Source organism: Paenibacillus pini JCM 16418 (genome assembly GCF_000576305.1).
Lineage (GTDB): Bacteria > Bacillota > Bacilli > Paenibacillales > Paenibacillaceae > Paenibacillus_AQ > Paenibacillus_AQ pini.
Genome location: NZ_BAVZ01000021.1, coordinates 1 through 12,656, shown reverse-complemented (window position 1 = coordinate 12,656; position 12,656 = coordinate 1). Strand labels below are relative to the sequence as shown.

7 protein-coding genes and 4 pseudogenes are annotated in these 12,656 nt (G+C 44.9%); all 11 read right to left on the bottom strand.

Annotation, left to right across the window (positions count from 1 at the left end; all coding sequences use genetic code 11):
• Positions 1–16: 16 nt before the first annotated feature.
• A pseudogene (gene argF / locus JCM16418_RS20120) lies at positions 17–966 on the bottom strand (ornithine carbamoyltransferase).
• A 24-nt stretch (positions 967–990) separates the two neighbouring features.
• Entirely contained in the window at positions 991–2,190 is a 1,200-nt protein-coding gene (gene argD / locus JCM16418_RS20115; protein ID WP_036652589.1) for an acetylornithine transaminase, read from the bottom strand.
• A gap of 42 nt (positions 2,191–2,232) precedes the next feature.
• Positions 2,233–3,002 (bottom strand): annotated as a pseudogene (argB, locus tag JCM16418_RS20110) (acetylglutamate kinase).
• A 126-nt stretch (positions 3,003–3,128) separates the two neighbouring features.
• Positions 3,129–4,355, bottom strand: a complete 1,227-nt coding sequence (gene argJ, locus JCM16418_RS20105) for a bifunctional ornithine acetyltransferase/N-acetylglutamate synthase (RefSeq protein ID WP_036652587.1) — start codon at positions 4,353–4,355, stop codon at positions 3,129–3,131.
• 15 nt (positions 4,356–4,370) lie between these two features.
• Positions 4,371–5,446: pseudogene (argC, locus tag JCM16418_RS20100) on the bottom strand (N-acetyl-gamma-glutamyl-phosphate reductase).
• A gap of 269 nt (positions 5,447–5,715) precedes the next feature.
• Complete coding sequence (locus JCM16418_RS20095; protein ID WP_036652585.1) at positions 5,716–6,603, bottom strand: YitT family protein; 888 nt, start codon at positions 6,601–6,603, stop codon at positions 5,716–5,718.
• A 92-nt stretch (positions 6,604–6,695) separates the two neighbouring features.
• A protein-coding gene (prfB, locus tag JCM16418_RS20090) for a peptide chain release factor 2 (RefSeq protein WP_148298875.1) occupies positions 6,696–7,809 on the bottom strand; the annotation gives its coding sequence in 2 pieces (ribosomal slippage) (positions 6,696–7,736 and positions 7,738–7,809; 1,113 coding nt in all).
• A gap of 173 nt (positions 7,810–7,982) precedes the next feature.
• Positions 7,983–10,487 carry a preprotein translocase subunit SecA gene (gene secA / locus JCM16418_RS20085; protein ID WP_036652583.1) on the bottom strand — a complete coding sequence of 835 codons (2,505 nt, stop codon included), beginning with the start codon at positions 10,485–10,487 and terminating at the stop codon, positions 7,983–7,985.
• Between the two features lie 442 nt (positions 10,488–10,929).
• Positions 10,930–11,504: pseudogene (gene hpf / locus JCM16418_RS20080) on the bottom strand (ribosome hibernation-promoting factor, HPF/YfiA family).
• A gap of 306 nt (positions 11,505–11,810) precedes the next feature.
• Positions 11,811–12,008 (bottom strand): cold shock domain-containing protein, encoded by a 198-nt coding sequence (locus tag JCM16418_RS20075; protein WP_036652581.1) that lies wholly within the window; start codon positions 12,006–12,008, stop codon positions 11,811–11,813.
• 353 nt (positions 12,009–12,361) lie between these two features.
• Positions 12,362–12,656 (bottom strand): hypothetical protein (locus JCM16418_RS25080; protein WP_036652580.1); only part of this gene is annotated, 295 nt, incomplete at its 5' end.

The window sequence follows — 12,656 nt, the reverse complement described above, 5'->3', positions numbered from 1 at the left end:
TGAAATACTTACTCTATTATGCCATTAAAGCAGCCATCAAAGCTTTTTGTGCGTGCAGACGGTTCTCAGCTTGATCAAAAATTACCGAGTTCTTACCGTCGATCACGCCCGCGCTTACTTCTTCACCGCGATGTGCAGGCAGGCAGTGCATGAACAAGTAGTCGCTTTTCGCACCCTTAACTAGCTCTTCATTCACTTGATAATCTTTAAAAGCCGCTTCACGCTGCTTCTGTTCTTCTTCAAAGCCCATGCTCGCCCATACATCCGTATAGATTACATCGGCATCCTTCACGGCTTCCTGAGGACTGCGAGTCACCACTATCTGTGCTCCGCTCTCTGAAGCAATTTGACGGCTGAGCTTTACAACTTCTGGATCTGGCTCGTAGCTTCAGGACTTGCAATGGAAACATGCACACCCAGCTTCGCCCCGCCGATCATAAGCGAGTGGGCCATGTTATTACCGTCACCGATATAAGCTAACTTGAGGCCCTTTAATGTGCCCTTTTGCTCGTAGATTGTTTGTAAATCCGCAAGCACCTGACATGGATGCGCTAAATCGCTAAGACCGTTAATGACAGGTACAGAAGCATACTTCGCGAGGTCCGTCACATTGTGATGACCAAAGGTACGAATCATCATGCCGTCTAGGTAGCGTGAAAGCACCTGCGCTGTATCGCTGATGATTTCCCCGCGTCCAAGCTGAATATCATTTTTGCTAAGGAAAAGTGCGTGTGCACCCAATTGAAAGGCTCCTACTTCAAAGGATACACGTGTACGTGTAGATGATTTTTCAAAAATAAGACCAATCGTCTTACCCTTCAATGGCTGATAAACCTCACCGTTCTTCTGCTTACGCTTCAGTTCCACCGCAAGATCCAGCAGATACTGGATTTCCTCCGGGCTGTAATCATCAAGCTCTAGCAAATCCCGCCCTTTCAAATTCACCTGCTGCTGTGTCTGTGTCATATGCTGACCCCTCCTTCAATTCTACTAAGCTTTCTTTACTGCCGTATGTTCATGAATCAACTCTGCAAGAATACTCACAGCTTGATCAATTTCTTCTTTGCTAACGTATAGATTTGGCAACAGACGAATCACATTCGGACCGGCTGTCACGAATAATAGACCCCGCTTCTGTCCTGCCGATACAATATCGCCTACGGCGTCTTGGCATTCGATGCCAATCAACAGTCCTTTACCACGAACTTCGATGACAAAAGGATTCGTTGCTACCTTCTCATTCAATTGCTGGACGAGATACGCACCCATTTCAGCCGCACGCTCTGGCAGTTTGTCTTCTAGAATGGTCTCAATCGTCGCAATCATGACGCTTGTTGCGAGTGGTGTACCCCCAAAGGTGGAACCATGACTACCTGCGCTGAATGCTTCACGCAGATATCCCTTACCAAGCATCGCTCCTGCGGGGAAGCCACTAGCAATTCCCTTGGCGGCTGTAAAAATATCCGGCTCAATGCCATAATGCTCATGTGCAAATAACTTGCCTGTACGTCCCATTCCTGTCTGAACCTCATCTACAATAAGTAGAAGTCCATGCTCATCGCACAACTCCTTCACAGCTTTAAGGAAATCAGCTTGAACAGTCAATACGCCGCCTTCAGCTAGAATCATCTCAATCATAATTGCAGCTGTGTCTTTACTGATTGCTGCTTTAAGCGCGTCTAAATCATGCAAAGGTACACTCTTGAATCCAGTCGGAAGCGGCAAAAATCCTTCTTTCACCTTATCTTGCCCGGTTGCTGTCAATGTAGCTAGCGTCCGCCCGTGGAAGGATTGATAGAATGTGATGATCTCGAAACGTCCTGTCTTTTTCACCTTTTGGTGATAACGACGAGCCAGCTTGATTGCAGCTTCATTCGCTTCTGCGCCACTGTTACAGAAGAATACAGCATCCGCACAAGTGTTAGCTGTTAATAGCGCAGCTGCTTTTTCCTGATTTGGGATCTGAAATAAGTTAGATACATGCCATAGCTCATCGATCTGCTCTTTCAACTTCGCCGACACCTTCTCAGGCGCATGGCCCAAATTCGTAACAGCCAAACCGCACATGAAATCTAAATATTTATTCCCTTGATCATCCCAAAGCCAGCTTCCCTTACCCTTAACCAAACTAATCGGATATCTGGCATATGTCGGAAACAACGAGCTTGTTTGTTGTGCTTGATCACCCATTCGTATCACTCCTATCCCTATTTTCAGTTAACTCATTACGCTTTACACCCGGACAATTCGTGTGCCGATGGTTTCGCCATGAACGACACGGCTCAGCACCTGTGGTTCACTTCCGTCGACAATAACGACTTCCTGTACATCACCATGGATGCAGTTAATGGCTGCACGAACCTTCGGAATCATACCGCCATAGATTTCACCGCTTGTGATCATATCTTCAATCTGCTGAATCGAAACCTCAGGCAGCACCCGCTTCTCGCCGCCAGCAGATGTCATAATGCCCGGAACATCTGTGACGACGATCATTCGATCGACACCCATATGCGAAGCCACAGCGCCTGCTGCCGTATCCGCATTAATGTTATATCGCTGTCCGCTAGCATCTACACCCACTGGAGCGATGACTGGCATATATCCCATATCCATAACTCCATGGATAATGCTTGATTCTACGAAAGTAACATCACCTACAAAACCAACTTCGGCATGATTGGGAACAGGCTGTGCCTGAATGAGCGAACCGTCTACTCCAGACAGTCCCAAAGCACGTGCACCGGTTCCCTGTATACGTCTTACGATTTGTTTGTTAATGCTCCCTGCCAAAACCATCTCAACAACATCGAGAACGGCATCCGTCGTCTTACGTAATCCACCTACGAACTCCGTTTCTATACCGAGCTTCGTCAAATTATCCGATATGGCAGGGCCCCCGCGTGAACGATCACAGGCTGCATTCCATTATTCTGAAGCTGCTTCAAATCTTCAAAGAATGATTCGGGTAATGCAGCTAGTGTGCTTCCCCCGCATTTCATCACAAAGCTCCGAGTGGAGGAAGCTTTAGTAGCATCGGTATTACTAGTCTCGTATTTTAGATTCGTCACACATGTTCTCTCCTCTCCAGAAGATTAGCATTCCAGTCATTCATGGTTGAGTTCATTTTAAGTTCGGTATGCCGCATTGATGCGAACATAATCATATGTTAAATCACAGCCCCAAGCTGTAGCTTTGCCTTCTCCATGATGAAGATCAACCACGATTCGCACCGTGTCACCCTTCAAATAAACAAGCGCCGCATCCTCATCGAATATAACAGGACGAGATGCTTCAAGCACCGAAATATCGCCGAGACGAATATCTACGCTCTCCGGATTCACGGGCTCCCCCGCACGTCCAACGGCTGCGATAATTCGTCCCCAGTTGGCATCCGCTCCGAATACAGCGGATTTGACTAGACTTGAACCGACTACTGTTTTGGCAATTGCACGGGCAGATAAGTCACTAACCGCACCGTTTACACTTACCTCAACCAGCTTCGTTGCACCCTCACCGTCACGAGCAATCGCTTGTGCAAGCACTTGGCATACATACGTAAACCCAGCTGCAAAAGCTTCCCAATCGGGGTGATCCTCATTTAATACATCATTACTCGCCATACCGCTCGCCATAGCAATCAGAATATCGTTGGTGCTTGTATCGCCATCAACGGTAATCATGTTAAACGTAGAATCCGTTGCTTGGCGCATAAGTACTTGTAATGCTGGCTGTTCAATGACTGCATCTGTAGTCATAAAAGCAAGCATCGTCGCCATATTCGGATGGATCATCCCTGAGCCTTTCGCGGCTCCAGCGATGACAACCTTCTTGCCGTTTACATCAACCGTTACGCAAATTTCCTTCTTCACCAAATCGGTGGTGAGGATGGCCTGCGAGAAATCTTCAGCGCTCTGCGGTGTGCTGCCTAGTCGTGCTGGCAGCGCCTCAATGCCGGCGCTGACGCAGTCCATCTTCAGGAGCTCGCCGATCACGCCTGTGGAGGCGACAGCGACATCCTGCTCCGCCACCCCAAGGTGGCGAGCGGCCTGCGCGCGCATCTCATAGGCATCGGCTTCGCCCTGCTGCCCTGTGCAGGCGTTCGCGTTGCCGCTATTGACAACGACGGCCTGCAAGCGGCCGTCCTGCAAGCTCTCGCGCGTCACCTTCAGTGGCGCCGCTTGAAAAGCATTCGTGGTGTAAACGGCCGCAGCCACGGCCGGCACCTCACAGCGGATGATGCCAATATCATGGCGATCCGTCTTCTTGAGTCCGCAGTGCACGCCCCCTGCGAAGAACCCTTTTGGCGTAATAATGGAGCCGCCCTCAATCACTTCATAATGTCCTTCTCCCATGTCCTTTCATCCTGCTTACGGATACATTGGTACGTATCTTAAGCCAAGATGCTCCTCCCATCCCATCATCAGGTTCATATTTTGAATCGCTTGACCTGCCGCACCTTTCACAACATTATCAATGACCGATATAATCGTTACTCTGCCTGTACGTGCATCTGTTGCGAATCCAATATCACAATAGTTTGATCCAGTGACTTCCTTCGTTGCAGGCCAAATGCCTTTGTCTCTTACCCGTATAAACGGACTTCCACGATAATATTCTCGGTATAATTGCACTAAATCTTCATACTATATGTGTTGTTCATGCTTGCATATATGGTCGTCATAATTCCCCGAGTCATCGGAACAAGATGCGTTGTAAATGTCACCGTAACGGGCTCGCCTGTTATCTGTGTTAGTACCTGCTCAATTTCCGGTATATGTTGATGTTTATTGACTTTGTAAACTTTTAAATTCTCATTCACTTCCGCGTAATGAACGCCTAAGTTAACGCCTCGACCCGATCCAGATACGCCAGACTTGGCATCAATAATGATGCTTTTCGGATCAATCCATCCAGCGCTAATCGCCGGAATCAATCCTAGCAAGCTTGCTGTCGAATAACATCCTGGGTTTGATATGAAGTCGACACCAGCTACTGCCTCGCCATACACTTCGCTTAAACCGTATACGGCTTGTTCCAAATAGGACGCTTCGGGAGCCGCATGCTTATACCAATGTTCATAGCTAGCTGCATCCTTTAATCTAAAATCTCCTGATAGGTCGATGACTTTAAGGCCAGCATCAAGTAGCTGCGGTACAAGTGTACTGCTTACGCCTGATGGAGTTGCCGCGAAAACCACGTCGGCTTTTCCAGCTATTTCTTGGGCATCTACCCCGTCTAGATTCTGTACGATAATATCCGTTAGATGGGGAAATCCATCCGATATTGGAACCCCCGCACTAGAAGAAGAAATAACGGATGTGATTTCAATTTGAGGATGTCCTTGCAGCAATCGAATCAATTCTACTCCGCCATATCCGGTTGAACCAATAATAGCTACTCTCACCTTTTGATCTCTACTGTTATCTGCTTGATCACCTGACATGTTCGCGTTCCCCTCTCCACTGCCTACTACGTCCATTCCCATTAATAAGTATGTATTATTATACATCTGTATTCATATAAATACAACCGTTCTTGAGGATTTAATCCCTTGTCCCATATGGACTTTTACCAAATCCAACATCTTGCCATAGCATCTGCATACCAACCATTTTGAACTTATTAATCATCGTTTTCAACTATAATTTTCCACAAAAAAGGTATACCGCCCCATTCGGGAGCAGTATACCTCTTCTACCTATCCATCATAAACTACTCATGCAATTTAAATCCCTCGCCCAAGACTTCATGCGCATGACTAATAATCACAAAAGCATCTGGATCCACTGATCGAACAAGCGCCTTCAATCGGGTCGTCTCACTTTGTCCAATAACAACCATCAGTACTGTGCGATTATTCCCTGTATATCCACCTTGTGCGTTCAGCTTCGTAAGACCTCGGTCGAGATCATGCAGAATCGCCTGACTAATGGGTTCCGTGTGGTCAGAAATAATATAAGCCACTTTGGTGAAATTGAAGCCCATTTCAATTCCATCAATCACCTTGCCTGTAACATATAAGCCTACGAGCGCGTACAGCGCCTTTTCTAAGGAAAGTGTACATGCCGCCAAAATAATAACCGAACCATCTAGTAGTACAACACATAAAGAAAAGCTAAGCCCGGTGAACTTCTGGATAATCTGTGCTAGAGTAGTCAGTCCACCTGTGGAACCTCTACCACGGAATACAATTCCGATACCCAGTCCAACAGCGATACCACCATAAATGGATGCCAGTAGCGGGTTACTTGTAGGGAGCGGCCAATCTTTAGTTAAAAATACGAACAGCGGTAAAATTACACTGCCAAGTAACGAGCGAATGCCATAATTTTTGCCGAGTAATAACACACCCATAATAAATAATGGAATATTGAGTGCCCACTGCGTAAAAGCGGGTTCCAATCCGAGCCAAGCCTCGCCAAGTACCGATAAACCAGATACCCCACCAGAAGCAATGCCATTGGGTAGAAAGAACAGATTAAATCCAAGTGCAATAATAAATGATCCTATAATAATTAAAAGCGTATCCACAACGTGACGTTGTGGGCTGTTCATGGGTATGAGTGGCGTTGTTCTGCGACTCGATGGTGGTTGAGGCATGTTTCTTCTCTCTCCTTATTATTAGATCAATAGGTTGTATTCCTTAGACATCAAAAATTCCTGCACTACTAGCGTGCAGGAATAAACAAATTTTATTCAGTTTCCACCTTAATTTGGCTACGCAAATAACCGTCAATGAAGAGATCTAGATCCCCATCCATAACAGCGCCGACATTGCCTGTCTCTACTGATGTACGGTGATCCTTTACCATGTTATAGGGATGGAACACATAGGAGCGAATCTGGCTTCCCCACGCAATTTCCGACTGTTCCCCTCGGATTTCGTCCAGATGTTTCTTTTGTTCTTCGATTTTACGCTCATACAATTTCGAACGAAGCATGGTCATCGCTTGCTCACGGTTCTTGATCTGTGAACGCTCATTCTGACACGTCACAACTACACCTGAGGGTAAGTGAGTAATCCGAACAGCTGAATCTGTTGTATTGATGTGCTGTCCGCCCGCGCCGCTCGCGCGGTACGTATCAATTTTCAGGTCTTCAGTCCGGATCTCAACAGCTGCATCCTCGGTAATTTCCGGTACCACGTCGCAGGATACAAATGAAGTATGGCGCCTGCCTGAGGAATCGAAAGGTGAAATCCTTACTAGTCGGTGTACGCCCTTCTCCGCCTTCAGATATCCATAAGCATTGAATCCTTTAATCAGCAGCGTCACGCTCTTAATGCCTGCTTCATCGCCAGGTAAGTAATCTAGTACGTCAACCTTGAAGCCATGCTTCTCAGACCACCTCGTATACATACGTAGAAGCATCTGACCCCAATCCTGCGACTCCGTACCGCCAGCACCTGGATGAAGCTCTAAGATCGCGTTCATCTTGTCATACGGTTGATTTAGCAGCAGCTCGAGTTCGAAATCATCTAGCTTCTTCGTGATGCCTTTGACAGCTTCTGCAATTTCATCAAAAAGGGATTCCTCTCCTTCCTCATCTGCTAGCTCTGCCATCATTGCCGCATCATCGTACTCCTGCTGCAGCTTCTCATAGTCGTCCACTGAGGACTTCACCGCATTCATTTCAGCAATTAGGCTTTGCGCCTTCTCATTGTCATCCCAAAAATCTGGAACAGACATTTTCTCTTCAAAGTTGAGTATCATTTCCTGCTTGAGATCTAAGTCAAAGAGACCCCCTAAGATTGGTGAGTTTCTTTGCAATTTCGCGCAGGTCATGCTTAATACTTGGATCGATCATAATGAACTCTTCACCTCTTTATCGACATAAACTCCCTTAAGTAGGGACAACTTTAGCCATCAGCTTAGAGGCTGAATACAAAAGCGGCTTAAGTTACCCTGAATCAAGGGAGTTTTGGTCCGCGCCTCAATTCATGAAGGCGGGCATTGTATAATTATTTTATGCTAACCGAACTATTCTTGTCCGTGACAATGCTTATATTTCTTACCGCTACCGCAAGGACATAGATCGTTACGACCCGCTTGTTCAGCAACTTGCACCGGCTTCTTCTCTGCAGGTTCAGCATTCGTAGAAACTTTACTTTCTTCGATTACCGATTGGCGCTCTTGGTTACCTTCAATTTGTGCCTTCATAATATACTGTGCAACTTCTTCTTGAATATTAGCAGTCATATTATTAAACATCTCGAAGCCCTCAAATTGATACTCACGTAATGGATCTGTACCACCGTATGCACGGAGGTGAATACCTTGGCGAAGCTGATCCATCGCATCAATATGATCCATCCACTTGCTATCTACAGAACGTAGTACGATAACTTTTTCAAATTCACGTACGAGTTCTGCACCAATACGTTCTTCGCGTTCCGTATACTTCACTTGAATCTTATCGAATAGGAATTCAACAATCTCTTCAATTTCCTTACCCCATAAATCATCACGTGTAATGGAACCCTCATCAAGTAATTTACTGTTCACATAATCAGCAACTTCCTGTAGTTCCCAGTTTTCTGGAATATCATCACTACAGTGCACCTGAACAACCCGCTCAATTACCGGTTTAATCATTTCCATAACAATGTCTTTAATATTCTCAGACTCCAGAATTTCACGGCGCTGTTTATAGATAATTTCACGCTGTTGATTCATGACATCATCATATTGAAGGACAACTTTACGCATATCGAAGTTATTACCTTCTACCCGTTTCTGAGCTGATTCAACTGCACGGGTAATCATTTTGCTCTCAATCGGTTGATCTTCTTCAAATCCAAGACGGTCCATCATAGCCAGCACGTTATCCGCACCGAAACGTTTCATCAGCTCATCACCTAAGGAGAGGTAGAACTGTGTAGAACCCGGATCACCTTGACGCCCTGCGCGTCCGCGCAGCTGGTTATCAATACGACGAGATTCATGGCGTTCTGTACCAATAATGTGCAGACCACCTAATTCAGCCACACCTTCACCAAGTATAATATCTGTTCCGCGTCCAGCCATGTTGGTTGCAATCGTCACAGCACCCGCCTGCCCAGCACCGGAAATGATTTCAGCTTCCTCAGCATGGTATTTAGCATTAAGGACTTGGTGTTTCACGCCTTTACGTTTAAGAATGTCCGAGATCAACTCAGAATTCTCAATAGAAACGGTACCTACCAGCACGGGCTGGTTCTTCTCGTGACGTTTCAAGATTTCTTCTACAACAGCTTTAAACTTACCGTTCTCACTCTTGTAAACTACATCTGGCGTGTCTATGCGCTGGTTTGGTTTATTCGTAGGCACTTGAAGTACTTCAAGTCCATAAATTTTCTTGAATTCTTCTTCTTCTGTCTTCGCTGTACCTGTCATCCCTGCAAGCTTGCGGTACATACGGAAATAGTTTTGGAACGTAATCGTAGCCAGCGTCATACTTTCATTCTGTACTTCGATGCCTTCTTTCGCTTCAATCGCTTGGTGTAGTCCATCGCTGTAGCGGCGTCCAGCCATCAGGCGGCCTGTAAACTCATCCACGATCACAACTTCATCTTCGGTTACAACGTAGTCAACATCACGACGCATAATAGCATTTGCCTTCAGAGCCTGAACCACGTGGTGGTTCAACGTTACGTTAGCATGATCGTATAGATTCTCAATACCAAATCCACGTTCTGCCTTCTGTACACCCTTCTCCGTCAGTGCAACAGATTTCACTTTAATATCAACCGTGAAATCTTCTTCCTTCTGCAATTGTTTCACAAAGCGGTCCGCATAGTAATATAGCTCGGTTGATTTCTGCGCTTGTCCAGAAATAATGAGTGGTGTACGGGCTTCATCGACAAGGATCGAGTCAACTTCATCAATGGTACAGAAATACAACGGACGTTGAACCATTTGCTCTTTATACAGAACCATGTTATCCCGTAGATAGTCGAAGCCAAATTCATTGTTAGTACCATACGTAATATCACAAGCGTAAGCCAATTGTTTATCCGCATGGTCCATGCCGCCCAGGTTAACCCCGACTGTCATACCCAAGAACTCATAAATGATACCCATTTCCTGGCTATCACGCTGTGCAAGGTAATCATTGACCGTAACCACGTGTACACCTAAGCCAAGTAGAGCATTTAAATATACAGGCAATGTACCTACTAGCGTTTTACCTTCACCTGTCTTCATCTCTGCAATTCGTCCTTCGTGCAGAGCCATACCACCTACGAGCTGAACGTTATAATGACGTTTGCCCAGTGTACGTTTGGAAGCTTCCCGTACGGTAGCAAACGCCTCTGGCAAAAGCTCATCGAGCGTTTCACCCTTCTCAATCCGTGCACGGAATTCTGCCGTCTTAGCTTGCAGCTGCTCGTCCGAGAGTGATACGAAATCCGGTTCTATGTTGTTAATCTTTTCTACTGTCTTCATCAGACGTTTGATATCACGATCATTTACATCGCCGAAGATCTTTTTAACAAGTCCTAGCATGATTAACCCCTTTCGCGCAAAACAATAGTTAGATTAAGAATTAACTTCAATATATAAGGGTTATTTATCAAATGAGATGGATTCCCTGAGAATCAATTCATACAGGAAGCAACTCATATGGGTACGTTGGGTTCTGTTGAAATTGATCCAGATCGAATCGACTTCATCCAGACAAAATTTACGGTTTGAAGTTAGTTCGGATACGCTTGAAAAAATAGATCCTTTTCATTTCTTGTTTGCATAAATTGTAACAGTTTGTAAGGGATGCCGCAACATACAGGTTGATAGACTATCACAGTTCATTTGTGCTGACACCGTCCAAAAACCTTCTATATATATATATACGTATAAAGAGCCCCATCCGTTGCAGGATTAGGGCTCTTTTTTGAAATTAAAATTTACAATTACATGAAAATTGTTACATCCGCTTCATTAACATGTTCTAATACGATCCAACCTCAGTCTTCTCAATCAGCCCATATTTACCATCATTCCGTTTGTACACAACATTCACTTCTTGGTTATCAATATTAGAGAATACGAAGAAATTATGACCAATCATGTTCATCTGCAAAATAGCTTCTTCCACATCCATTGGTTTAAAGGTAAACCGCTTGGTACGCACTACTTCCAGATCATCGAGTTCTTCTTCCATCTCGGAGCTAGGATTTAATCCAGCAGCCGGATCTTCAGTAAACAGCGTCTTCAAGCTGCCTTCCTGACGGAACTTACGGTTTAATTTAGTTTTGTGTTTGCGAATCTGACGTTCCAGCTTGTCCACGACCGAATCAACTGATGAATACATATCTTCACTGCGGTCTTCTGCCGAAGCATAACGCCTGGGAGTGGAATCGTCACCTCCACGGTGTGCAATCCTCGAATGACGCTAAGTGTTACATAGCCTTCTGAGGTAGGGGGTGCATCAAAGTACTTTTCAAGTCTTCCAAGTTTCTTATCCACGTAATCTTTCAAAGCATCGGTTACCTCGATATGTTGACCTCGAATACTAAAATTCATAGGGCACTCCTCCTTTGCAAATCCATTATATCACAATTGTTAACCCTAAGTAAAAAGGCGTTTCTGTGTATGTTGCGCCCTTGAACGCCCCATTACTCTTTTAACCTGTTCTATAGGTGAGGGTACGAATTCTTAACCGTTTTATGGGATCGGGAAACATAAGCTATAAGAAAATTTTATGTTAAAATAAACCATTAATTGTGCATGACGCAAAAAAAGACCCTGAATGACCAGGGTCTTGGTAGCTATCGTTATTCCATTAACCATCGTACACATCATATGTAGGTCGCGGCCGTAGCCGGATGATTACAGTTTGTTTACGTTAGCTGCTTGTGGTCCGCGTGCGCCTTCAACGATGTCGAATTCTACGTCTTGACCTTCTTCTAAAGTTTTGAAACCTTCAGTTTGAATAGCGGAGAAATGTACGAATACATCGCCACCTTCAGAAGTTTCAATAAAGCCATAACCTTTTTCTGCGTTAAACCATTTCACTTTACCTTGCATGCACTAACATTCCCTTCATTGTCAAATAGAGTAATAAGCAAGCGCTCACATTTCGAATATACCACCATGGATTGGGTGGTGTCAATGTGAATGACACATATAATACCTATAGAATATATACACAATTAACAGGATTGATGAAGTAAAATATTTATTAAAAAAATATTTGTAATTATGGTAATTACCTTAGTACCTTTAATGTTAAAATTTAATACCCATCAAATAATGAAAGGCCCAAAGAAAAGGACCCCACATATTAAATAGGGTCCTACCACTTGTACAGTCTTTTATGAAGCCTTTTCGTTGCATTGCTGGTCAAGCTACAATTTCTTTGTTAGTGTATCTGCTGTGGCTTAATCGCGTTCAGCTTCGGCTTTAAGTTCTGCGATCTTTTCTACTGCTGCTGTTAGTTTGGTATAGTTTACTTCCAGAACTAACGCCTTTTGCTCTTCTGTTAAAACTGCGTATGCAGCTTGAGCTGAAGTTACTTCCTCTTCATTCTCTAACGTGATTTCTTCTGGTAAGGCTACGATTTTCGCGGTTACTTCCTCTGCTGCGGCTTGATCACGTTCCGCTGTAGCTTTGAGTTCTGCGATTTTCGATACTGCGCCGGTTAGTTTGGTTTGATTTGATTCTGCCACTAACGCC

Bases quoted from the DNA above. Each gene is read 5' to 3' on its own strand.
- argD (WP_036652589.1), bottom strand. From the start codon at position 2,190: ATGGGTGATCAAGCACAACAAACAAGCTCGTTGTTTCCGACATATGCC.
- argJ (WP_036652587.1), bottom strand. From the start codon at position 4,355: ATGGGAGAAGGACATTATGAAGTGATTGAGGGCGGCTCCATTATTACG.
- JCM16418_RS20095 (WP_036652585.1), bottom strand. From the start codon at position 6,603: ATGCCTCAACCACCATCGAGTCGCAGAACAACGCCACTCATACCCATG.
- secA (WP_036652583.1), bottom strand. From the start codon at position 10,487: ATGCTAGGACTTGTTAAAAAGATCTTCGGCGATGTAAATGATCGTGAT.
- JCM16418_RS20075 (WP_036652581.1), bottom strand. From the start codon at position 12,008: ATGCAAGGTAAAGTGAAATGGTTTAACGCAGAAAAAGGTTATGGCTTT.